Source organism: Legionella nigrisilvae, from assembly GCF_977063395.2.
On the sequence record NZ_CDRUGZ020000027.1, the window covers coordinates 339,867 to 362,759 of the forward strand.

Consider the following 22,893-nt stretch of genomic DNA (forward strand, 5'->3'; position numbering starts at 1 on the left):
TCGAGAAATCATAAGTAAGTGTTTCCACTAGTAGAGGCCTTTCTGCATCATATTGATCCCATTAACTTAGGAAACCCTTAGAATGTTTTATGACTGCAGCACGAAGTGACTCAAAATGCTCTAACTTCTTTAAGCTGCAGTGCACTCAAACGGTATAAATTATAGCAAAGCGGCTACATGCTCGTAGCTTCGACGGTGAATCATACAAGGACCGAGACGATTTAAGGCTTCTCGATGAGCAACCGTAGCATATCCCTTATGTTCCGCAAACCCATACCCCGGATAGATAGCATCAAAGGCAACCATTTCTGCATCTCGCAACACCTTTGCAAGAATTGATGCGGCACTAATTTCGGGAATCAAATTGTCCCCTTGCACAATCGCTTTACAAGGGATACTCAACTTAGGGAGATGTATGCCATCAACCAATACTTGATCGGGTTTGATTGGTAAGGCCTCAACTGCTCTTTGCATAGCCAGCAGAGTAGCATGATGAATGTTTAGGCTATCGATTTCATCTACTTCTGCCCTGCCATAAGCATATGCAATAGCCTCTTCCTTTATTTGTATAGATAACAATTCACGTTTTTTGGGACTTAATTTTTTTGAGTCTGCCAGTCCCTCTATGGGTGCTCTTAAAATTACTGCTGCGGTGACAACAGCACCCGCTAAAGGACCACGTCCTACTTCATCAACTCCAGCTATAAGCATAATATTATTATTCCCTGTATCTAAAATCAGTGTATGGATAGACATAATGTTGGCCAATAATACTCTTTTAAAATTGATTTATCATCCAGGAAATGCGATCATTCGCGCAAATAATTAACATATATATGAATTATAAATGAATAAAACTCGTTGTGCTGTGGTTGGTGTAGGTTATCTAGGAAGATTTCATGCACAAAAATATCAACTTCTTCCAAATGCAGAACTAGTTGGAGTTTGCGATCTGAATTCCAATGCATTAGAAACTGTATCTCAAGAACTGAATGTTGCTGGTTATCACGATTATCACGAGCTATTTGGCAAAGTTGATGCAGTTAGTATTGCCGCGACAACGAACAAACATTTTGAAATCGCCAAAGCTTTCTTGGAGCACGGCATTCATGTATTAATTGAAAAACCAATTACTGAAACTGTATCTCAGGCAGATGAGTTAATTCAACTTGCCAAAAAAAATCGAGTAAAGTTACAAGTTGGGCATCTTGAGCGTTTTAATTCCGCGCGATTGGCTTTAGATGATTATTTAGAAACTCCTTTATTTATTGAATCAGAGCGATTAGCTCCGTTTAAACCACGGGGAGCAGATGTCAATGTCATTCTTGACCTGATGATCCATGATATAGATTTAATTCAAAATATTGTTAAGAGCCCTATAGTGTCCATTCTAGCACAGGGTACGCCTATACTGACTAAGGCAATTGATATAGCTAATGCTCGCATTGCTTTTGCCAACCAGTGTGTAGCTAATCTTACAGCCAGTCGAGTAAGTTTTAAAACAGAACGCAAAACCAGAATCTTCCAAAAAAACTCGTATCTTTCAATTGATTATCAAAGCAAAAAAGTAGCTGTATTCAAAAAAGGAACCGGTGAAATGTTCCCCGGAATTCCTGATATAGTGCGTGAAGAAACAGCATACGAACAAGGAGATGCATTATTGGAAGAAATAAAATCATTCCTCCGATGCGTCCAAGAAGATAATACACCACTGGTGACGGGTGAAGATGGTCTACAAGCACTGAAAGTTGCAGAAACAATTACTTCTTTGATACACAATAACTTAATTGAACGTCATGCAGGAATTTAAACGCGTTGTTATTATTGCTGGCGAAGAATCGGGAGATGTTCACGCATCTGTCTTAATTCGCCAATTAAAATCCACCTACCCCAATCTTGAAATTAGTGGAATTGGGGGGCGACACATGCAAGAAGCTGGAGCAGAAGTTATTTCAGATTTAGCGCATCTTGGTGTGACCGGGCTTACGGCAGTTATCCGTAATCTACATGTGATTCGCAAGGCATTTCTGGCAATCAAACAACATTTGAATCAGCAAAAACCCGATCTACTGATTCTCGTAGATTATCCAGGTTTTAACCTGAGACTAGCAAAATACGCCAAGCTAAAATTAGGTATTAAAATTCTGTATTATATCAGCCCTCAAATTTGGGCATGGAAAGCCAATCGCATTCACCTTATAAAGAAATGTGTGGATCGAATGGCAGTTATTTTGCCTTTTGAAAAAATTTTATATGAAAAGGCTCAAGTTCCAGTAAACTTTGTTGGTCATCCGCTAGTGGAGAAAATAGCCTCTGTGGACGAATGCCAATTACAGCGTACCGCATTAGGACTTCCCCAAGAAGCAAACATTTTCGCCCTTCTACCAGGTAGTCGAGCAAATGAAATTAAATATCATATGCCTGTCCTACGTGATACTGCACTCCTTTTGCATCAGCGTTACCCCAATTTGCATTTTGTAATTCCTATTGCAGATACCATTAACCCAGAGAAAATTAAACACTATTTTTCAAATGTGAATATACCTGTTAGCTTTGTACAAGGCCGAGCGCTAAACTGCATGGCTGCTGCAAATTTTATTATTGTTGCCTCAGGGACTGCCTCTCTTGAATGTGCTTTATTAGAAAAACCCATGTGTATTATTTATAAGTCTTCCTTTCTTTCCTATGTGTTAGCGATGAGATTTATTAAAGTTAAATTTTTTGGCTTGTGTAATCTTTTAGCAAACAGAATGATCGTTCCTGAGTTTTTGCAATATGATTGTAACGCTCATGAATTAAGCCGTTATGTAGATGATTTTTATAAGGACCCAAGCCAACCGACGAAAATGATTTCCAATTTAAATAAAGTAAAAAATTCATTGTCTTCAGAAAAATCCGATCGCACATTATTTGATCTTGTGGTGAATGAATTGCTCGAAAAAAATGCATAGTTTTCTCTTAAAAATATAGAATATCAATTATGCTTCATGTACAATTAATTTTGCTTTCATTTTAAATGTTAGCAATTGGAATGTGTGATTTAATTAATAATAAGGAAGTTAAGATGACTGTCATTGAAACACCTGAAGCTACTTCAAGCATAACTAAACAAGACCAAGGTCTCCAAGATTTAGTCTACAATCTAGTCTCTCGTTTTCTCGCTGAAAACAAAAGCAAAAACATTGACGATCTTTACGATATGATATTATCTGAAGTTGAGCCTCCGCTACTGCAAGCAGTAATGGAAAAACGTCGTGGCAATCAACTGCAAGCTGCTAAGATGCTAGGCATTAGCCGCGGCACAATCAGAAAGAAACTTCAAAGATATTTTGGAACTAAATATTTTCGTTTAACTGACGAATAATCTATTTAAATCACAATTTACTTATGTCTCTCAAAAGGGCTCGATATTCGAGCCCTTTTTTTACAGTAAACGTTTCATTGTTTTTAAGGATTATTACCTGATGAAAAAAATAATGTATCTCACGCCCTTACTAGGCCTTTTTCTTACCTCGTGCGTGACTGACAAACCTGATGTGATTGCAGATGATGCAGGTCAATTACACTACACAACTCCTTATCAAGATGATACAAGAGGCCGTAATGTTTTTCCCATGAAACAAGATGTCCATGGCAAGAAACTCTTTATTTTTGATCCTAAGGCCTATGCATGGGCTGCTTATGATGCCCAGGGGAACAGGGTCATGACAGGTAGTGCTTCGGGTGGAATGGACTATTGTGACGATATTCATGAAACATGTCGCACTGTTACTGGTATCTATCATGTGTTCAATAAAAAAGGGGCTGACTGCAAATCCAATGAATATCCTATTGCCCGTGATGGTCATGTAGTTGGTGGTGCTAAAATGCCGTATTGTATGCATTTCCATGATGGCTATGCGATTCACGCCGCTTATGAAGTTCCTAAGTATAATAGCAGTCATGGCTGTATTCGTGTCCTACCTGGGGCGGCCAAATGGCTTAACGAGAATTTTATTGATGTAGGAACCACTGTACTGGTGCTTCCATATGCTTAACCCCCTATCTAAATACTCATTAATCCTGGAGATATAAACACATTTCCAGGATTGACTAATTAAAATTAACACGTGTTGACTATTTAATGAACTCGTATAGAATGGGGCAAATCTTTGATTAAGGAATAAATAGGATGTCTCTAGCAAAATTAAATATCCAAGACTTGGTTGAACGATGCACGTCTGACTACATTTACGCTCATATTTCAGACTATTCTGCACTGCGCAATCCTTGTATTCTCCCATTGCCAGTTACAGCTGTAACTGATGCGGTTGCTATACAACTCGTTGAAATGCTTTCTCAGGATAAACAGACATCCTCTTCTAAAATAATTTTGAAAGCATGTATGAAGCAGCAAGAACAGGATTTTAAGGAGAACGAAGCTGACCATCAAGAAGAAATGGAGGATTGGCGCGAAGAAAAACATTTAAAAAGTCAATTACAAGAAGTTAATGAACAAATAAGAAAAAATAAGCAAGAGATAGAACACCACCAAGAACAAATTAAGCATATCCAGGTTCTTTTACAACGGGTTGATGAACAAATTACTATACCCCTCCCGCACTCAGAGGATATAACACATCATCACTCCCATTCAGAAACGGAAACATCCCCACATAATCATACCCATCCTAAAACAACTGTACAGCATGATTCAACGGAGCATACACATCCTTCAACAAAACAACACGCCGTAACTACCCATACTCCCATAAGTCCAGAAATTCATACATCTCCTAGTCATTTAAATGCAACACAACATGGACATCCAACATCTCAACTTGAACTCCAAAAAAAAGAACTGCTTCAAACTCTCAATTCCCATGAAATTGATCTGAGAAACAAAAAATTAGCTTGTGAGGGACAGATACGACACCAAAAATTAATAGAGGAAAAACTATTAAAATTTCCCTTAAAAGAGAATCAAAGAAAGGAACGTGCTCTTGGACGCGATTATAGAAATCAGGCTCGTTTATATAACGATCCCAATTTATTACAACTTTCACAAGAAAACCGTAGTGCAGTGAATGCAGCAATTAAGTTGGAACATAAAAAATTAATCCAACTAAACGAACAATTACTGCAAAACGCCAAGCAGATCAGTTATCAAATTTATCTAAACATGCTTGAAAACCTAATAGACCGCGTAATCAAACTAAATTATCCAGAAAATCAAGCGCTAAAACAGATAATTCAATTCATGAAAGACTATCTTGAAACTAAAGAAATAGAGTACGTTAAAAAAGGCATCATGGATGAAGCTCAGCGCTCTAAGAGTCAACTAGTAAAAAAATTGGACGAACATGAAAAAAAGATCGAACAATTTAAAAAATCAAATCCAGAGTTGGCATCCGCAAATTCAGCTTTAGTGGAAGAGAATAAACGACTAGAAATTTCGATTGAAAACTCACGTAACACTAGAAATACCCTTGCAAAAGCAGGACTTTTTTCTCTTCTTTTTACATGTGGAGCAACCGGAACTGGATTAGCTATTGAGGGAGGATTAATCGCACTTACCTCTTTAGTTTTTGCTCCTGCTGCATTACTTGCTGTTATTACACTGAGTATCTTCATTGCAGCCTTAGTCTATGCAATCAATGCAAGTATTGATCAAAATAAATTAGATAACAATAAAAGTACAATTGAACTTAATTGCACAAAAATTATAATGCAAAATAGTGAGATACATGATTTAGAAGAAAAGAAAATTCCGGAGCTTAAAACTAAAATCAGTAAAGCTGACAAAGAGATTCTTAAGGCAACTGCTGAGTACGTAGATATTTATGGAAAAGCTGAATTAAAATTAGAACGCGCAAGAAAAGTAGAAGTCATCTACCCAAGCCGCCAAATATTCCTTAGCGAACCATCTCTTTCCGCTATAAATCATGATAACTACAAACCAACAGCACCAGAAATAGATGATTTTACGGGATACACTTCTACTCATAAATAATTTCTATTATTAAGTGTCCTGTTCCGTTACTTGTATAACCTCTATCACCCTAAAACTGTGGATAGAGGTTATAACACTACAAAAAATTAAAATCCTATTAAACTGCAGAGGAAACTAATAATTTGTTCACTCGATTTACAAAATCTGCAGGATTATCTAACTGACCACCTTCAGCTAAAACAGCCTGTTCAAACAACATGGTCACCCATAATTCAAATAAATCATCGTCTTGGACATCATGTAAGCGCTTAATAATTTGATGCTCAGGGTTGATTTCAAATACGGGTTTGCTCATTGGAACCTGTTGACCAGCAGCTTGCAAAATACGTTGCATCTCTAATCCCATATCTTGTTCATCGGCAACAACACAGGCAGGAGAATCGGTAAGTCTATTGGTTATGAGAACATCCTTAACTCGTGAATCCAGAACTTTCTTAATATGGTTTAACAGCGGTTCCAGTGTTTTTTCCTGTTCTTTAATTTGTTCAGGAGACTCATCACCTAACTCCACTTTACCCTTGGAAATAGATTGGAGTTTCTTCCCCGCATACTCACTCAGATAACCAACTAACCATTCATCGACTTTGTCGCTAAGAAGTAGTACTTCAATTCCTTTCTTCTTAAAAATTTCTAAATGAGGACTATTTTTGGCCGCATTGTAACTAGATGCAGTGATATAATAAATCTTATCCTGTCCTTCTTTCATGCGACTAATGTACTCATCCAAGGTTGCTTCTTGCTTTTCAGAGGGAGTTGCAGTGGTTGCAAAGCGCAGCAATTTAGCAATGTTTTCTTTATTGGTAAAGTCTTCAATTGGACCTTCTTTTAACACCAACCCAAATTCATTCCAAAATTTTTGATAGGTTTCTTTATCTTGAGTGCTCATTTTTTCAAGCATGGATAAGACACGCTTTGTACATGCAGAACGGATGCTCTCTACTTGCTTGTTGTCCTGTAAAATTTCTCGTGAAACGTTAAGCGGTAAGTCACTTGCATCAACAATACCTTTTACAAAGCGTAAGTAACGAGGTAAAAATTGAGTAGCATCATCCATAATGAAAACGCGTTTCACATAAAGTTTTAAACCATGCTTCGTTTCTTGCTGCCATAAATCAAACGGTGCATGTGCTGGGATATAAAGCAAGGAAATATAATCATTCTTTCCTTCAACATGGTTATGTGACCAAGTCAATGGATCTTGGTAATCGTGAGAAATATGTTTATAGAGTAATTTGTACTCTTCATCAGTAATATCTGACTTTTGCATTGTCCATAAAGCAGTTGCTTTATTAACCGTTTCGTATTCGGTGGACTCTTTATCCTCTTCAGATATTTTTTTCATAACGATGGGCCAGCAAATATGATCTGAGTATTTGCTAATAATGCTGCGTAAACGCCAATTGCTCAGGAACTCGTCATTATCCTCTTTAATATGTAACGTAATTTCTGTACCGCGAGTTACTTTCTTTTCAGAATCAATGGTAAACTCTCCTTCTCCCTTAGATTCCCAAACAATCCCCTCTTCAGGTTTCAAACCTGCACGTCGACTTTTAACAGTTACTTTATCAGCAACAATAAATGCTGAATAAAAACCCACACCAAATTGTCCGATTAACTGAGAGTCTTTCGCACTTTCTCCAGTTAAATGGCTCATGAATTCTTTAGTACCCGATTTCGCGATTGTACCTAAATTTTCTACCGCCTCATCCCAACTCAAACCAATACCATTATCTTTAATTGTTATAGTTTTTAGTTTTTCATTAACATCGATAGTAATTTTTAAATCAGAATCGCTTTCATAAAGCGAACCGTTTGATAAAGCCAAAAATCTTAATTTATCTAATGCATCTGAAGCATTAGAAATTAACTCGCGTAAAAATATTTCCTTGTTGCTATAAAGCGAATGCACTACCAAATGCAACATTTGCTTTACTTCTGTTTGAAAGCCCATGGTTTGTTGCTTACTCGACATTTACCTACACTCCTATGACAGATACATTTTCTAATGATTATTGTCATATTGGGTTTCAGTCGTTAATTTCAAGGGGAAAAAGAAATTAAATGTTACGATTTATTTATAATCAAAACCAGGCATTGTTAAAGTACCGCCAGAATGAATAATTAATACATCTCCTTCCAAATCTTCGGTTTTAATATAGTTCCTAGCCTCAAAAAATAGTTTGGCAGAATAAATAGGATCGGCCAAGATCCCTTCTTCTCGTGCCAAACGCTTTACTTCCTTCTTAATTGTTTGATTCACCGAACCAAAGGCTTTAGCCGTAGTTGGATAAAAGCAACGAAAATTTGAGGGAATTACTCCAAGCCATTGTTGTAATTTACATCGAAATGTTTCCTCATCATCGGCTAGAAGCAATACATGAATCATTGCCGGATGATTTAATTGATCCAGTCCGTAAATGAGTGCTGCAGCAGAAAAACCTGTTCCTGCGTCAATAAAAATATGCTGAAATCTAACACCCAAAGTGTGCTCATTTATAAAAATATCATCAGCAAGAGTTAACGCACCGCGCATAGCTTGTGGAACACTCGCTCCTTCTTGCACGACAAATCCTGGCTCATTTAAGTCCTGTAAATAACCAGTGGCCAGTTCATTAACTTTTGGCCACTCATCCCGAGAAATCCAGACAATTTCCTGTTCCTCAAGAAATAATCGACTTAATTTATAATTTCCTCGAAGCTCCAATTTCCAAGGTTGAATCAAAAAAGCAGTGACTTTCAACCTGAATTCTCGGGCTAATTGCAGAGCAGCAAGTAAATTATTGGATTGAGCTCCGGCGATAATAATCAGGTGTTGAATACCTTGCTCTACTAAAAAAGGGAAAAGGCTGGCATATTTGCGTAACTTTGATCCACTAATTCCACAGCCTAATTCATCATCTCTTTTAACATAGCACCGCACCTTTTCATCAGGAAATTGATTTAAACGATGTGCTCGGCTGGATAAATTCCACATAATTAAATTAAATTTGTAGCCTGGGTGGACGCAGTAGAGCCCGGGAAGATAAGTTTCATATATAAACCCAGGCTCCACTTCGTCCCACCCAGGCCACAGATGTTATATTAATGAGCTTCTCTTACAAAATCTAAATGATTAGCTGCTGAGGTTGATTCATGAAACTTATAACCCAACTCATTAAATTGTTTAAGCTGCTCTAGATCATCTAATTGATTTTGCATGAGAAACCTAGCTATTGTTCCGCGTGCTTTTTTTGCGTGAATACCAATCATTTTCAGCTGATCATTCTTTTTTTCATAAAAATTGATAGTTATCAGTGGATAATTTAATTCTTTTGAATCGACGGCTTTTACATATTCATTTGAAGCTAAATTTATTAATACTGGATTTTTCTGAGCTGCTAATTCTTGATTTAAGGCTTGGGTAACAGTTTTTTGCCAAAATTCATATAAATTTTTTCCTGCAGGATTCTGCAAATGAACTCCCATTTCAAGCCGGTATGGTTGGATATTATCCAATGGTCTTAACATTCCATAAAGTCCAGACAAGATTCGTAAATGATTTTGTGAATAGTCAATCGTTGATTGATCCCAGCTTTCTGCTTTTAATCCTTGGTACACATCCCCTTGAAATAAAAATAATGCAGGATATGCATATGGGGAGACCTTATTTACAGAATAATCGTGGTAACGTTTATAATTTAATTCGGCCAAATCCTTGGACAAATCCATCAAAGAAGCGATCTCCGCAATCGATTTAGATTTCATCAATCCGACTAGAGTATTGGTTTTATCAACAAACATAGGATTCGATGTTATACCCGAATATGGGGCGTAACTCGTTAATAATTTTTTAGCTGGAGATAATAAAATTAGCATAATCAATCCGTAGAAAATTAACGTGGTGCCGTACCAGGAACCATACCTACCCGTGGCCTAAAGACATAAATTGTTATAGGCTCACTCTTATCAAGCACATTTCCCTCAGCATCGATAACTTGCACTGCCAAAGTATGAGAGCCCCTATACATCCCTTTTATTTCAAAGACAAGATTTGTTTGCGGTTCTCCCAGAGCAACATTATCGTAAAGCAGTTGTATTTTATCCCCAGGAAGCAAATCAGGCTCTATTTGTGCGGTCACCATAACAAAACCTTGATTATTACGAATCGTTGCACCAGGTGCAGGTTCAGCAATAGCGATTTCGGTATAAGAATGGTTTAGCTTGACGGTATCGGAGTTCTCTTCTGATTGTGGTTCTTGTCCTGGAGTTTGAGAAGTTGAAGGTGTTGGTGATGAAAAACTTTGTGAATCAGGAATAGTCACAATTTCAGCTCCCTCATGAGGAGTATCACTGAAATGAACATTGCCTTGACTATCAGTCCATCTGTAAATTTGCGCAGCATAAGATGCGCAAATTAACATTATCAATGAGAAAGAAACAAAAAATTTGCTCATCACCATTATTCCTAGAGACTGTAATATAACTCAAACTCATATGGATGCGTCAGACTTCTTATTTTGCTTATTTCTTCTTCCTTCATACGGATGTAATTATTAATGAAATCCTGAGTAAATACATCACCCTGTAATAAGAAATCGTGATCCATCTGGAGATTTTCCATAGCTTGTTCCAAAGAAGCACAAACTGTAGGTACGTCCACAAGTTCTTCTGGAGGTAAATCATAGAGATCTTTATCCATAGCTTGACCAGGATGAATTTTTCTTTGGATACCATCCAATCCTGCCATCATCATAGCAGCGAATGCAAGATATGGATTTGCTGTAGGATCAGGAAAGCGTACTTCAATACGACGGGCTTTAGGATTATTCACATGAGGGATACGAATCGCTGCAGAGCGGTTTCTTGCTGAATATGCCAACAGAACTGGAGCTTCAAAACCAGGAACTAAACGTTTGTAACTGTTGGTTGATGGGTTAGTAAACGCGTTCAAAGCCCGAGCATGCTTGATTATTCCACCTATATAATAAAGTGCTGTTTCTGAAAGACCACCGTATTGATCACCAGAAAACAGGTTCACACCATCTTTCACTAATGATTGGTGGCAATGCATACCACTACCATTATCACCAACTAAAGGCTTGGGCATAAATGTAGCCGTTTTCCCGTAATTGTGTGCCACGTTGTGAACTACATATTTTAAAATCTGTAATTCATCGGCTTTCTTGGTTAAGGTATTAAATCGGGTAGCAATTTCACATTGGTTCGCTGTAGCTACCTCATGATGATGCGCTTCAACAACAATTCCTAATGATTCAAGAGTCAAACTCATTGCAGAACGCAGATCATGTGAGGAATCTACGGGTGGAACTGGAAAATAACCGCCTTTTATCGCTGGGCGATGTCCTATATTACCCCCCTCTAACTCTTTTCCTGAATACCATTGTGCTTCTTCTGAGTCGATTTTATAAAAAGAGCCGCCAATGGTTGTTTCCCATTGTACACTGTCAAAGACAAAAAATTCGGGTTCGGGTCCAAAAAGAGCTGTATCAGCAATACCAGTGGATTGCAAATAAGCTTCGGCACGTAAAGCTAATGATCGAGGACAACGTTCATATCCCATCATTGTTTTTGGATCAACTACATTGCATCGTATAAATAAGGTGTTGTCTTGGAAGAACGGATCAGGTTTGATTGTTTGCAAATCGGGCATTAAAGCCAAGTCGGATTGGTGAATTTTCTGCCAACCTTTGAATGAAGATCCATCAATCATTTTTCCGTTCTCAACAAAGTCATTATCAACTGCTGAAATCGGCATTGTTATATGCTGTTCTTTACCCCGTATATCGGTAAATCGAAGGTCTATTAATTTGGCATCATGTTCCTTAATTGCCTCTAGTACTGTATTTTTGCTCATTATTACTCTCCAGGATAGTCTGGTTGTATAGTGTACCTTAAGTGACTTATTAAACCCAATAGATTAAACTCTATGTTTTAACATAAACCATAAAAAAGTATGGGTGCTTACCAATATCAGGCGCTTCAAAAAAATGGCAACACGGCAAAAGGAGTGCTCGAAGCAGATTCTGAACGTCATGCACGCCAATTGCTTCGTGATCAAGGATTAATTCCTACTCAAATTCGGGTATTGACTCAGCAACGCTCAGGTACTCAAACTAAAAGCAAAATTTCTGCAGCCGATCTCGCTCTGTTTACCCGTCAATTGGCGACATTGCTAGCTGCCGGTATCCCTGTTGAGGAATCATTGCGTGGAGTGAGTGAGCAAACAGAAAAAGATAAAGTTAGGGAACTAATTATAGGAGTGCGGGCCAAAGTGCTTGAAGGTTATGGATTAGCACAGGCAATGACCCAATTTCCCCATGCCTTTCCGGAGTTATATCGTGCAACTGTTGGTTCCGGTGAACAAACCGGACACCTTGATGTAGTTTTAGAAAAACTAGCAGACTATACTGAAAATCAACAACAAACGAAGCAAAAAGTACAGCAAGCATTGATTTATCCGCTTATTATGATACTCGTTTCCATTGCTATTATTTGTTTTTTACTCAGTTTTGTAGTACCCAAAATCATTGAAGTATTCACAAGCGGTGGACAAACCCTTCCTGAAATGACCGTATTATTAATTAATATAAGTCACTTTATTAGAGATTATGGCCATTACACTTTGATTGCTCTTATTTTTATATTCATTGCCTTTAAAAAAAGTCTCGCTAATGAAAAAGTTAAAACAGCTTGGCATCGTCTATTGTTGAGGCTGCCTATAGTGTCTTATTTAGTAAAAACAGTTAATGTTTCGCGTTATATACATACTTTTGGTATACTTTTCGCTGCAGGAGTGAGTGTTTTAGAAACCATGCGTGTTGCAGCAAGTCTAGTGACCAATGTGGTTATGCGACAAGCTTTTGATACTGCTGCTGTAAAAGTTAGAGAAGGATGTGGTATTAACGAAGCATTAAAAGAAACGAGTTACATTAGTCCCATGGCAATCCATTTAATTGCTAGCGGTGAGAAAAGTGGCCAATTGTCAAATATGATGGAGCGCGCAGCTGTTCATCTTGATAATGAAGTCAAACGGTTGATTGATACGTCATTAACGTTATTGGAACCAATGGTGATTCTTTTGATGGGTGCAATCGTTTTATTTATTGTTTTAGCTACCTTATTACCTATTTTTTCAATGGAGCAGTTGATTACTTAAATTTTAATACTTGTAGTCGGGTGAGGCATCAAATGATACGCTTCATTCATCCAATCTACGTTTAAGTCGAGGTAAAAATGAATAGACAAAAAGGATTCTCATTAATTGAAATTATGGTAGTGGTTGTAATATTAGGTATTCTCGCATCTATAGTCGTACCTAAAATTATGGGACGCCCTGATGAGGCAAGAAGAGTCAAAGCCAAACAAGATGTGCTTGCCATACAGAATGCTTTGGATTTATATAAATTGGATAACGGTAATTATCCTACCACCGATCAAGGTTTGCTGGCTCTTGTTGAAAAACCCTCCTCTAACCCGGTACCCAATAATTGGAAACAATACCTTAAGTCACTTCCTAAAGATCCATGGGGAAGAGATTATCTTTATTTAAATCCTGGACAACATGGCGATGTCGATATATTCACCTATGGTGCAGAAGGACAACCTGGAGGTACAGGTATAAATGCCGAGATTGGTAATTGGGATGAACCAAAGCAATAAATATTTTTGGGACACTGCTATAGAGAGTGAAGTAGGAAAGGATACAGAGCATGGAACCGCTAGGTACACTCACGTACAAGGGGTTTCATCAGAATATTTCCCCTCTGCAGTTTCCAGGAAATTGAATCATGGTTTTACTTTGATTGAAATCTTGATTGTTTTGGTGATTATAGGCATTACCTTCGGTTTTGCCTTAATTGCTTTTGGTGACTTTGGTGAAAGTCGACGTCTCTTATTTTCAGCCGAACAACTCGTGAACACCCTTCGTTTGGCCCAACAACAGGCTATTTTAGAAACCAGCACACTGGGTCTACGTATTGATAATACAGGTTATCAAATACTTCAATTACACAATAACGCTCAATGGAAGCCAATTTCCGATAAAGGAGTGTTTAAAATGACTTACTTTCCCAACGACACTCATATTACTTTGAAAACACTTAATTCAACTCCGGTAGGAACCCCTTCCATTATTATTTTTGCCTCGGGGGATCTTACTCCTTTTACATTAAATTTTGGCAGCAAAAAGGACAATAATTTAGCTATGCTTATTGGTAAACGAAATGGGGATTTAACTCTCAATGTGGTACATACTAAATGAGTACCTATCATCACAAATCAGGATTTACGCTCATTGAGGTATTATTAGCACTTTCTATAATCGCTATTGCCTTAACCGCTTTACTTAAAGCAATATCCCAAAATGTCGAAACCACACGCCGGGTAAAGGAGAAATCAGTAAGTCATTGGGTTGCTATGCAAGGGGTGACCATGATTCAGCTTAATTTATTACAGCTCAATCAAAGTCAAGAAACAACCCAAGATACCACCATGTTGAATGAACATTGGTACTGGAGAGCAAAAGTTAGTTCTACACCTCTAAAAAATATTCAAAAAATAGTTATTTCAGTCAGTACGGAAAAATCAGGTCCATTTAGAGAGGAACTGCAAGCATTTAGGTTTGTACCATGAAAAAAAACATAACCTCCAAAAAAATTAATGGTTTTACTCTGATTGAAATTTTAATTGCGCTTGCGGTATTCGCCATTCTTGCAACAATCACTTCATCCGTATTATATAACGCATTCACCATACGTTCTCGAGTGAATGCCCAAAGTGAACGCCTCAATGAGTTACAACTTGCATTAAGTCTCATTCAACAGGATACCCTCCAAGCTGTAGAACGTCCTATTCGTAGTAATGAGATGCGATTATTACCCGCATTAATAGGACAAAAAAATTATCTTGAATTCACACGTGACGGTAATGTAAATCCTGGCAGCCTTGAAAAACGCAGTACTTTAAAGCGAGTGGCTTATCTCTGTCAGCAGGGAACACTGATTCGTAGAACTTGGAATAGTCTTGATATAATTGATCAGAAAATTTATGAAGATAAACTCTTATTAAAACATCTCACTAATTGTCATTTTGGTTACTTAAATCAAGATGTACAAATACTTCCTGAATGGAGAGAACAAGCAGTAAGCTTAAATCAGCGTAAAGAGCCTTTTCCTAAAGCAGTTCAAGTTAATTTGACTTTTCGGGATCAGGGGGAAATAAATTTACTTTTTATATTACCGGGTGCACTTTATGCTTCAAGTTAAAACCTTAAAAGGAAGCGCCTTACTCACCGCGCTTTTCATTATGACCTTGGTAGCAATTGTAGCCACTGCTATGAGTACTAAGGTTCAATTAGATATTTATCGTACACGTCTTATCATTATTCACGATAGAGTCTATCTTGCTTCACAAGCAGTTGCTTTCTGGGCACTTGGAGAGTTAAGTAATAAAAAAAATAATTTTACCAAAGCGAATGCTCAAGGAGTGGTAAGTTTCTTCCCACATACTATGGAACATATTGACAGCACAGTCACTCTAAAAGGTGCCCTTTACGATTTACAATCTCAATATAATATCAATAATTTGGAAAACAGAAAATCAATGCTAGGATTTGTAAATCTCATGAATGCAGCGGTACCGCAAAATGCGGAAGCGGAGAAGGTTAAGTTAACCCTTGCAATTACAGATTGGCTTTCTTCTTATGATCTCGCACGCGGTAAAGATAATTACCTATCTTATTATATGAGTCAGAAACCGCCCTATTATCCAAGTCACCAACTCATGAGTAGCAAATCAGAACTTCGTTTAGTGAAAGATGTGAACGCATCGCTTTATTCAACTCTGGAACCTTTAATTACTGCATTGCCTGAATCCACACCCATCAATATTAATACGGCTCCCATAAAAGTCCTCAAATCGCTCAGTAGTACAACCAAGGAAACTCAACTTAATGAATTAATTAAAGCGAGAAAAGAAAACGGTATAAAAGATCTGAGCAAAATTTCTGAGATACTCAAAAAACTAAATATAGCGAATGATCAAATTACCTTAGAGAGTAGTTATTTTCTCAGCGTTGCTTCAGCAACGAGCGAAAACCTCAATCTAACTGTATATACTTTATTGAAACGGAGTCGTGATAAAAATGGAAAAATATCAGTCAACATCCTCAGAGAAAGCTTTAATGTTTTTTAATTTAAAACATCTACGAGTTACTCTTCTTTTTTAGTCGGTTGAATGGTGTTCTGATGAAGTATTTCGTCAGCTAACTCATTACCTGCTTTAATATCCGATTCAGAAAGCTTATTTCTTAGTAGCTTAAGTTCTCGAATTGCTTCTTCATTTTTATTTTTCGCAGCAATCTTAAACAAAGCATATGCTTTGATCCAATCTTTATCTACCCCCAACCCGGCAAGATACATATAACCCAATTTGGACTGGCCAACCGGGTTCCCTTGAACTGCAGATTTTGTAAACCAGTACACCGCCTGTTGATAATCTCGAGGGATACCGGTGCCTGTAAGAAGTAATTGACCTATTTCAGCTTGCGCTTCAGATTGCCCGCTTTGAGCAGCTGCCTGATACCAATAAGCTGCTTTTTCTGGGTTTGCCTCCACTCCATATCCTTTAAGGTAATAATAAGCCAAATAGGTTTGTGCTTTTACATGACCTTGATTTGCTGCTTGAGAAAACCAATAAAATGCCAATTTATCATCTTGAGCAACACCTTCTTGCTGCCCGGTATATAATAGACCCAAACTGTATTCAGCCCTCACATCGCCTTGATTGGCTGCCTGCTGATACCAGTAAAATGCCTTATTAACATCTTTTTTTGTACCTTCTCCCATAATGTAATCGTATGCGAGATTCACTTGTGCCTTGCTGTATCCTTGTTTTGCAGATTTTTCAAACCATTCAAATGCAGTTTTTTTATTAGCTGGAACACCATCACCAGATACATACATTAGTCCAATATTTCTTTGAGCAATTGCATTACCTTGATTTGCTGATTTCATGTACCACTTAAACGCTTCAGAAAAGTTCTGTTTTACTCCTTGCCCTAAATCATACATAAAACCCAAACTGAGCTGGGCTAAGGCATTATTTTTTTCGGCTGATTTTTGATACCAATTTATTGCTTGTGTATAATTTTTAGCAACACCTTCTCCGTATTGGAACATTCGGCCAAGTAAATACATTGCCTCAACATTTCCCTCTCGAGCGGATTGCATTAAATAAGGGTAAGCAGTACTATAATCTCCATTTTGATATGCAGCGAAACCAACAATTTCATCTGCAAATGCAGTATTCATTACCAGCAATGCTGCTAAAATCACCCTGCGCATGCGGACTCCAATTCAGTCTTCTTATCTAAAGCGTAGAATAAAGAATCAACAAAGCAAGTGCGCTGAAAAAATTATAGATAGTATGTGCTTTGAATATTATCTAAAAAAATCGAAAAATACGTAATATTTACTTGAATTTTTTATTCGTCATTTTCCCATCTTATGGTAAGTTTTGTGGACTTTATTCTGCAGCCGGGATTTCTGGTATCAATAGATTTAGCCTTAAAGTAATCCCTGCAACGATGCAGGGACTCTTATTTTTTTACTTGCCAGCAACCATCATTTTTTCAATGAGAACTGAGCCACATCGTGTCGCGATATTTGGATTAATATCATTACCTACCGCAAGAATGGATTTAAATATATCTTTTAAATTACCAGCAATCGTAATTTCATCAACTGGATATTGAATTACGCCATCCTCCACCCAATAGCCACCGGCCCCCCGAGAATAATCACCTGTAACAATATTTATTCCTTGGCCCATCAATTCAGTGACCAATAATCCTGTACCCATTATTTTTAATAAGTCAGCAAGATCACCTGCCGTAGGATCAATTGTTAAATTATGGACTCCATCGGCATTTCCAGTTGTTTTTAATCCCATTCTACGCGCAGAATAACTTCCTAAGACATATTGCATCACACGACCTTTTTCAACAATTAGATTAGGACGCGTTGGGACCCCTTCGCTGTCAAATGCTGAACTTCCTAAAGCACCTTTCAAATGAGGCTGTTCATAAATACGAATAAACTCAGGAAAAATTTGTTCTCCTATGGAATCCAACAAAAAAGTATTCTTTCTGTAAAGATTTGAACCACTAATTGCATTGATAAATGTTGAGAATAAGCCACTGGAAATTCGGGATGAAAAAATAACTGGAATGGCTTGTGTTGTAATCTGTTGCGCCCCTAAACGATTCACAGCGCGATCTACAGCATTCTTAGCAATTACATGGAAATCAATCAAATCCTTTGGATTACGGACAGTAGTGTAGTCGTAATCGCGTTGCATCTCCTCGCCATCCTTCGCGATTAAAGAGCAACTTAAACTGTGGCGTGTACTGTGAATAAATCCGGATCCACCCGATGTATTAGCAAAACCATGGTGCGATTCATAAGAAGATACATTCACCCCATCTGAATTAGCTATTCGCTTATCCAGCGATAAAGCATAATGTTCACACTTTAAAGCCATATCAATTGCTTGTTGCGGACTCACATCCCAAGGATGAAACAAATCAAGCTCGGGATGATTTTTGGTCATTAACTCTTTATCTGCCAATCCGAAGCATGGATCTTCTGCGCTTACTCTTGCGATATCACAGGCCGCTTTAACCATCGCCTCCAAAGCAGCAGGCGACGTATCTGTACTACTTGCCCCACCTTTGCGTTGACCTATATATACAGTCAACCCCACCCCTTTATCCTCACTAAATGCAACGGTTTCAACTTCTCCCATGCGCACATCAACTGAGAAGCCTTTGTCATTATTCACTGCGACCATCGCATCGGTGGCACCTTCTTTTCTTGCAAGCTCAAGCACATCATTCATCAAACGAGTTAAATCTATTGTTGACTTATGTACTTCACTATTGTTATGTTGCGTTTTAATTTGCATAAGAGATTCCGTGGTGTTGAATGATGTACATAAGGATACAATAACATGTCTTCACAAACCAATGTTTATCCTGCAAACAAATCATATTTGTTCCATTTATTATTTGTTTTTTACTTCATATTTGCCCCCCTCCATTCTTATGCTGAGGGTTATTGGCGAACATTAAGTCCTGGTATTGAATATCAAGATCTTGCCGGAGGAATACTTTCCCCCTGGGCGCATATTTATACTTTCCGTATCGATCTCAATAGAAATAAACTGGCGCTGATCAGTGCAAAAAGATTATCTCTAAAAAACGCCTCTGCCGATCAATTTGCTGAGCGCAGCAAAGCCCTATTAAGTATTAATGGAGGTTTTTTTGATCATGAGTTTAATCCTCTCGGACTAAGAATTAATAATAAAAAAGTGATTAATCCTTTAAAACGAATTAGTTGGTGGGGAGTTTTTTACATAAAAAATAATAAAGCCTATATTTCGAGCCTTAAACGTTTTAACCATGACAGTGACATTGATTTTGCTATTCAAAGCGGCCCTCGGCTATTAATTAAGCAGAAAATACCCTCTTTAAAACCCGGTATTGCTGACCGATCTGCTCTGGGAATTACGGCTGATGGAAAAGTAATTATTCTTGTATCAACCAATGCGGCAATGACAACCAATAAACTTGCGCACCTCCTCAGATCGCCACCCTTATCCTGCATTGATGCAATCAATTTGGATGGAGGAAGCTCAAGTCAACTGTATTCGCATATTGGTTCCTTTCTGCTAAATGTTCATGGATTTTCCAATGTCAGTGATGCGGTTGTCGTGAAAAAAAGATAGGCAAATGCTTTTAATTAGTAATCTGAATGAAGTGAAAAGGGGGACGTGTTAATGAACTTCATAAAAACATATCCTGCCTTATTCACAAAGCAACAAGTTATGTGTGAATAAACCCACAACTTATCCACAAAATACTCCCATATTATTCTCTTGACCATTCCTCAAAAACACATTATCTTGTTATTTAGCTTCAAATCAAACCCAATATATTGTGCTATAATCCAATTAACCGTTAATAAATTTAACTGACTGTTAATAATAAAATAATAATAAAAATGCGTGGAGGAAAAATGTCCGCAATTCTTGATCCGGTAAATGATGTGCCGCAAACCAGTCAACTGGAATTGACCGCTAATGCCCCTGGTTTATTAAAAACTATTAAACGCAACGGTAAAGTAGTAAATTATGATGATACGAAAATTAAAGTTGCAATTACTAAGGCATTCATTGCTGATGAAGGCGGTACAGCTTCCACCTCAGATCGTATTCACCAACAGATTGAAGAACTTACCCGGCAAATAACACAAGTGTTCAAACGCCGCTTACCCAGTGGTGGTGCTGTTCATATTGAAGACATTCAAGACCAGGTCGAATTAGCACTCATGCGCAGTGGTCACTATAAAGTTGCTCGCGCTTACGTATTATATCGAGAAGAACACCGTAAAGCCCGTGAAAATGAATTAAAACAACAGGCTAGCGATAATAAAATATTACTAATTACTATGCCTGATGGTGAATTAAAGCCATTAGACACCGATCGCATGAATACGATTGTTGATGAAGCATGCCGTAATTTAGAGCATGTTCAAGCAGAACCTGTTCTAAAAGATGCGATGCGCAATCTTTACAATCATGCAAAATTTGCAGACGTGCACAAAGCACTGATCATGGCAGCACGTACATTAGTTGAAAAAGAGCCGAACTATACCTATGTTAGCGCTCGCTTGTTATTAGACAGTTTGCGTATAGAAGCATTGAATAAATTAGATATTCAAGCAGACGCAACTTTTGATGAAATGAGCAAACTCTACCCTGATTACTTCAAAGTATATATCGCTCATGGCATCAAACAAGGAATGTTAGATGTAAAAATGGCTGACTTTGATTTGGAAAAACTCGGCAAAGCGCTGTTACCTGAGCGGGACATGCAGTTTAGTTATTTAAGTTTGCAAACCCTATATGATCGTTATTTCATTCATGATCAAGGAATACGTTATGAGCTGCCTCAAGCATTCTTCATGCGTGTTGCTATGGGACTGGCTTTACGTGAACAAGATAAAAATGAAAAAGCTATTGAGTTTTATCAATTACTGTCTTCATTTGATTATATGTCATCAACACCTACCCTGTTCAATTCAGGTACTATTAGACCTCAGTTATCCAGTTGCTATTTGACTACTGTTCCAGATCATTTAGATGGGATTTACAGTGCAATTAAAGATAATGCCCTGCTTTCAAAATATGCTGGCGGTTTGGGTAATGACTGGACACCAGTACGTGCGATGGGTTCACATATCAAAGGTACCAATGGAAAATCACAAGGTGTAGTTCCCTTCTTAAATGTTGCTGATGCCACTGCAGTTGCAGTAAACCAAGGGGGTAAACGCAAAGGTGCTGTTTGCGCTTATCTGGAATGTTGGCATAAAGACGTAGAGGAGTTTCTTGAATTAAGAAAAAATACTGGGGATGATCGACGTCGTACACACGATATGAATACTGCATTATGGATTCCAGACTTGTTCATGGTACGTGTACGTGAAAACGGGGATTGGACTTTATTCTCACCTGATGAAGTACCGAATTTACATGATCAGTACGGTAAAGCATTCGAAACACTCTATTGCGAGTACGAAGAAAAAGCACGCCAAGGTCTCATCAAAAATGCAAAAACACTATCTGCAGTTAAACTGTGGCGTAAGATGTTGTCCATGCTGTTTGAAACTGGCCATCCTTGGATGACCTTTAAAGATCCTTGCAATTTACGCTCACCACAACAACATGCTGGTGTAGTTCATAGTTCTAACCTGTGTACTGAAATTACACTCAATACTTCAGAAGAAGAAATTGCCGTCTGTAATCTGGGTAGTATTAATCTTCCCGCACACATCAAAAAAGGCAAATTGGATGCTGAGAAATTAAAACGTACCGTTAGAACTGCAATTCGTATGCTGGATAACGTGATCGATATTAATTATTATTCCGTACCTCAGGCACGTAACTCCAACTTGAAGCACAGACCTATTGGTTTAGGGCTAATGGGTTTCCAAGATGCATTATACGAGTTAAAAATTGATTATGCCTCTCAAGAAGCGGTGGATTTTGCTGATTCATCTATGGAGTTAATCAGCTACTATGCAATCGAAGCATCTTGTGATTTGGCAAAGGAGCGAGGTAGTTATTCTAGCTACGAAGGTTCTTTATGGAGTAAAGGTATATTGCCAATTGACTCAATCAATCTATTGCAACAAGCTCGCAATAAATACTTAGAGCAAGATCGTTCACAACGTCTCGATTGGGAAAACTTACGCATCAAAGTTCGTACTCAAGGAATGCGTAACTCCAATGTGATGGCGATAGCACCTACAGCAACTATTTCAAATATTTGTGGTGTATCACAATCCATTGAGCCCACATACCAAAATCTATACGTAAAATCTAATTTGTCCGGTGAGTTCACTGTCATAAATCCCTATTTGGTCGCAGATTTAAAAGCTTTGAACCTTTGGGATGAGGTGATGGTCAATGATTTGAAATATTTTAATGGTAGCGTTCAACCAATCAGCCGTATTCCTGCTGAATTGAAACAACGTTATGCGACTTCTTTCGAAATTGACCCCCTTTGGTTAGTTGATGCGGCTTCTCGTCGTCAAAAATGGATCGATCAAGCCCAATCATTGAATATCTACATGGCTCAGCCATCAGGTAAAAAATTGGACCAACTTTACATGCATGCATGGACACGTGGACTAAAAACCACATATTACTTACGCAGTTTAGGCGCCTCCAATGCGGAAAAATCTACTGTGACTGATGGTGCACTCAATGCGGTTAAAATAATAGCTGAGGAACCTAAGGTATGTTCCATACTCGATCCAGACTGTGAAGCGTGCCAATAA

The 22,893-nt window shown here is 37.9% G+C and carries 21 protein-coding genes; 13 read left to right on the top strand and 8 right to left on the bottom strand.

Annotation, left to right across the window (positions count from 1 at the left end; all coding sequences use genetic code 11):
* Positions 1 to 159: 159 nt before the first annotated feature.
* Entirely contained in the window at positions 160 to 711 is a 552-nt protein-coding gene (gene rnhB / locus ACWTE2_RS18795; RefSeq protein WP_182393667.1) for a ribonuclease HII, read from the bottom strand.
* Between the two features lie 136 nt (positions 712 to 847).
* Here rnhB and ACWTE2_RS18800 point away from each other — a divergent pair, with 136 nt between their 5' ends.
* The 5 genes from ACWTE2_RS18800 to ACWTE2_RS18820 all read left to right on the top strand — a co-directional run bounded on the left by ACWTE2_RS18800 (position 848) and on the right by ACWTE2_RS18820 (position 5,992).
* Positions 848 to 1,810 (top strand): Gfo/Idh/MocA family oxidoreductase, encoded by a 963-nt coding sequence (locus ACWTE2_RS18800; RefSeq protein WP_454783864.1) that lies wholly within the window; start codon positions 848 to 850, stop codon positions 1,808 to 1,810.
* Positions 1,797 to 2,951 carry a lipid-A-disaccharide synthase gene (lpxB, locus tag ACWTE2_RS18805; RefSeq protein WP_454783865.1) on the top strand — a complete coding sequence of 385 codons (1,155 nt, stop codon included), beginning with the start codon at positions 1,797 to 1,799 and terminating at the stop codon, positions 2,949 to 2,951. Before ACWTE2_RS18800 ends, lpxB begins: the two co-directional genes overlap by 14 nt.
* Before the next feature lie 113 nt (positions 2,952 to 3,064).
* On the top strand, positions 3,065 to 3,364 hold the full coding sequence (locus ACWTE2_RS18810) for a helix-turn-helix domain-containing protein (protein WP_182390823.1): 300 nt from the start codon (positions 3,065 to 3,067) through the stop codon (positions 3,362 to 3,364).
* Positions 3,365 to 3,464: 100 nt separating this feature from the next.
* Positions 3,465 to 4,037, top strand: a complete 573-nt coding sequence (locus tag ACWTE2_RS18815; protein ID WP_454783866.1) for a L,D-transpeptidase — start codon at positions 3,465 to 3,467, stop codon at positions 4,035 to 4,037.
* A gap of 134 nt (positions 4,038 to 4,171) precedes the next feature.
* A complete protein-coding gene (locus tag ACWTE2_RS18820) occupies positions 4,172 to 5,992 on the top strand; it encodes a hypothetical protein (protein ID WP_454783867.1) in 1,821 nt (606 codons plus the stop codon).
* 97 nt (positions 5,993 to 6,089) lie between these two features.
* On the opposite strand, the gene htpG is transcribed toward ACWTE2_RS18820, so the two are convergent.
* From htpG to glnA, 5 genes are all read right to left on the bottom strand, one after another.
* Entirely contained in the window at positions 6,090 to 7,964 is a 1,875-nt protein-coding gene (gene htpG, locus ACWTE2_RS18825) for a molecular chaperone HtpG (RefSeq protein WP_454783868.1), read from the bottom strand.
* A gap of 99 nt (positions 7,965 to 8,063) precedes the next feature.
* A complete protein-coding gene (locus tag ACWTE2_RS18830) occupies positions 8,064 to 8,966 on the bottom strand; it encodes a pyridoxal-phosphate dependent enzyme (RefSeq protein ID WP_454783869.1) in 903 nt (300 codons plus the stop codon).
* A gap of 107 nt (positions 8,967 to 9,073) precedes the next feature.
* On the bottom strand, positions 9,074 to 9,847 hold the full coding sequence (gene yaaA, locus ACWTE2_RS18835; RefSeq protein WP_454783870.1) for a peroxide stress protein YaaA: 774 nt from the start codon (positions 9,845 to 9,847) through the stop codon (positions 9,074 to 9,076).
* 17 nt (positions 9,848 to 9,864) lie between these two features.
* On the bottom strand, positions 9,865 to 10,425 hold the full coding sequence (locus ACWTE2_RS18840; protein ID WP_454783871.1) for a DUF4124 domain-containing protein: 561 nt from the start codon (positions 10,423 to 10,425) through the stop codon (positions 9,865 to 9,867).
* Between the two features lie 11 nt (positions 10,426 to 10,436).
* Positions 10,437 to 11,846: a type I glutamate--ammonia ligase gene (gene glnA / locus ACWTE2_RS18845; RefSeq protein ID WP_182390830.1), complete on the bottom strand. Its 1,410-nt coding sequence runs from the start codon at positions 11,844 to 11,846 to the stop codon at positions 10,437 to 10,439.
* Between the two features lie 99 nt (positions 11,847 to 11,945).
* Between glnA and lspF the strand changes: the two genes are divergently transcribed.
* The 6 genes from lspF (at position 11,946) to gspK (ending at position 16,183) form a co-directional block, all read left to right on the top strand.
* Positions 11,946 to 13,148 carry a GspF family T2SS innner membrane protein variant LspF gene (gene lspF / locus ACWTE2_RS18850; protein WP_454783872.1) on the top strand — a complete coding sequence of 401 codons (1,203 nt, stop codon included), beginning with the start codon at positions 11,946 to 11,948 and terminating at the stop codon, positions 13,146 to 13,148.
* Between the two features lie 77 nt (positions 13,149 to 13,225).
* Positions 13,226 to 13,651 carry a GspG family T2SS major pseudopilin variant LspG gene (lspG, locus tag ACWTE2_RS18855; RefSeq protein ID WP_182390832.1) on the top strand — a complete coding sequence of 142 codons (426 nt, stop codon included), beginning with the start codon at positions 13,226 to 13,228 and terminating at the stop codon, positions 13,649 to 13,651.
* On the top strand, positions 13,635 to 14,252 hold the full coding sequence (gene gspH, locus ACWTE2_RS18860) for a type II secretion system minor pseudopilin GspH (protein WP_454783873.1): 618 nt from the start codon (positions 13,635 to 13,637) through the stop codon (positions 14,250 to 14,252). The genes lspG and gspH overlap by 17 nt, the downstream gene beginning before the upstream one ends.
* Complete coding sequence (lspI, locus tag ACWTE2_RS18865) at positions 14,249 to 14,623, top strand: GspI family T2SS minor pseudopilin variant LspI (RefSeq protein ID WP_454783874.1); 375 nt, start codon at positions 14,249 to 14,251, stop codon at positions 14,621 to 14,623. Before gspH ends, lspI begins: the two co-directional genes overlap by 4 nt.
* A complete protein-coding gene (lspJ, locus tag ACWTE2_RS18870; protein WP_454783875.1) occupies positions 14,620 to 15,255 on the top strand; it encodes a GspJ family T2SS minor pseudopilin variant LspJ in 636 nt (211 codons plus the stop codon). Before lspI ends, lspJ begins: the two co-directional genes overlap by 4 nt.
* Positions 15,242 to 16,183 carry a type II secretion system minor pseudopilin GspK gene (gene gspK / locus ACWTE2_RS18875; RefSeq protein WP_454783876.1) on the top strand — a complete coding sequence of 314 codons (942 nt, stop codon included), beginning with the start codon at positions 15,242 to 15,244 and terminating at the stop codon, positions 16,181 to 16,183. Before lspJ ends, gspK begins: the two co-directional genes overlap by 14 nt.
* A 17-nt stretch (positions 16,184 to 16,200) precedes the next feature.
* Here gspK and ACWTE2_RS18880 read toward each other — a convergent pair whose 3' ends face one another.
* Both ACWTE2_RS18880 and pmbA read right to left on the bottom strand, forming a co-directional pair.
* Positions 16,201 to 17,334, bottom strand: a complete 1,134-nt coding sequence (locus ACWTE2_RS18880) for a tetratricopeptide repeat protein (RefSeq protein WP_454783877.1) — start codon at positions 17,332 to 17,334, stop codon at positions 16,201 to 16,203.
* Positions 17,335 to 17,596: 262 nt separating this feature from the next.
* Complete coding sequence (pmbA, locus tag ACWTE2_RS18885; protein ID WP_182390838.1) at positions 17,597 to 18,955, bottom strand: metalloprotease PmbA; 1,359 nt, start codon at positions 18,953 to 18,955, stop codon at positions 17,597 to 17,599.
* 45 nt (positions 18,956 to 19,000) lie between these two features.
* Here pmbA and ACWTE2_RS18890 point away from each other — a divergent pair, with 45 nt between their 5' ends.
* Positions 19,001 to 19,777: a phosphodiester glycosidase family protein gene (locus ACWTE2_RS18890; RefSeq protein WP_454783878.1), complete on the top strand. Its 777-nt coding sequence runs from the start codon at positions 19,001 to 19,003 to the stop codon at positions 19,775 to 19,777.
* Positions 19,778 to 20,067: 290 nt separating this feature from the next.
* Positions 20,068 to 22,893, top strand: a complete 2,826-nt coding sequence (locus ACWTE2_RS18895) for a ribonucleoside-diphosphate reductase subunit alpha (RefSeq protein ID WP_182390840.1) — start codon at positions 20,068 to 20,070, stop codon at positions 22,891 to 22,893.

What these genes read in the sequence shown, in the direction of transcription:
- rnhB (WP_182393667.1), bottom strand. Translation starts at nt 711, where the DNA reads ATGCTTATAGCTGGAGTTGATGAAGTAGGACGTGGTCCTTTAGCGGGT.
- ACWTE2_RS18800 (WP_454783864.1), top strand. Translation starts at nt 848, where the DNA reads ATGAATAAAACTCGTTGTGCTGTGGTTGGTGTAGGTTATCTAGGAAGA.
- lpxB (WP_454783865.1), top strand. Translation starts at nt 1,797, where the DNA reads ATGCAGGAATTTAAACGCGTTGTTATTATTGCTGGCGAAGAATCGGGA.
- ACWTE2_RS18810 (WP_182390823.1), top strand. Translation starts at nt 3,065, where the DNA reads ATGACTGTCATTGAAACACCTGAAGCTACTTCAAGCATAACTAAACAA.
- ACWTE2_RS18815 (WP_454783866.1), top strand. Translation starts at nt 3,465, where the DNA reads ATGAAAAAAATAATGTATCTCACGCCCTTACTAGGCCTTTTTCTTACC.
- ACWTE2_RS18820 (WP_454783867.1), top strand. Translation starts at nt 4,172, where the DNA reads ATGTCTCTAGCAAAATTAAATATCCAAGACTTGGTTGAACGATGCACG.
- htpG (WP_454783868.1), bottom strand. Translation starts at nt 7,964, where the DNA reads ATGTCGAGTAAGCAACAAACCATGGGCTTTCAAACAGAAGTAAAGCAA.
- ACWTE2_RS18830 (WP_454783869.1), bottom strand. Translation starts at nt 8,966, where the DNA reads ATGTGGAATTTATCCAGCCGAGCACATCGTTTAAATCAATTTCCTGAT.
- yaaA (WP_454783870.1), bottom strand. Translation starts at nt 9,847, where the DNA reads ATGCTAATTTTATTATCTCCAGCTAAAAAATTATTAACGAGTTACGCC.
- ACWTE2_RS18840 (WP_454783871.1), bottom strand. Translation starts at nt 10,425, where the DNA reads ATGAGCAAATTTTTTGTTTCTTTCTCATTGATAATGTTAATTTGCGCA.
- glnA (WP_182390830.1), bottom strand. Translation starts at nt 11,846, where the DNA reads ATGAGCAAAAATACAGTACTAGAGGCAATTAAGGAACATGATGCCAAA.
- lspF (WP_454783872.1), top strand. Translation starts at nt 11,946, where the DNA reads ATGGGTGCTTACCAATATCAGGCGCTTCAAAAAAATGGCAACACGGCA.
- lspG (WP_182390832.1), top strand. Translation starts at nt 13,226, where the DNA reads ATGAATAGACAAAAAGGATTCTCATTAATTGAAATTATGGTAGTGGTT.
- gspH (WP_454783873.1), top strand. Translation starts at nt 13,635, where the DNA reads ATGAACCAAAGCAATAAATATTTTTGGGACACTGCTATAGAGAGTGAA.
- lspI (WP_454783874.1), top strand. Translation starts at nt 14,249, where the DNA reads ATGAGTACCTATCATCACAAATCAGGATTTACGCTCATTGAGGTATTA.
- lspJ (WP_454783875.1), top strand. Translation starts at nt 14,620, where the DNA reads ATGAAAAAAAACATAACCTCCAAAAAAATTAATGGTTTTACTCTGATT.
- gspK (WP_454783876.1), top strand. Translation starts at nt 15,242, where the DNA reads ATGCTTCAAGTTAAAACCTTAAAAGGAAGCGCCTTACTCACCGCGCTT.
- ACWTE2_RS18880 (WP_454783877.1), bottom strand. Translation starts at nt 17,334, where the DNA reads ATGCGCAGGGTGATTTTAGCAGCATTGCTGGTAATGAATACTGCATTT.
- pmbA (WP_182390838.1), bottom strand. Translation starts at nt 18,955, where the DNA reads ATGCAAATTAAAACGCAACATAACAATAGTGAAGTACATAAGTCAACA.
- ACWTE2_RS18890 (WP_454783878.1), top strand. Translation starts at nt 19,001, where the DNA reads ATGTCTTCACAAACCAATGTTTATCCTGCAAACAAATCATATTTGTTC.
- ACWTE2_RS18895 (WP_182390840.1), top strand. Translation starts at nt 20,068, where the DNA reads ATGTCCGCAATTCTTGATCCGGTAAATGATGTGCCGCAAACCAGTCAA.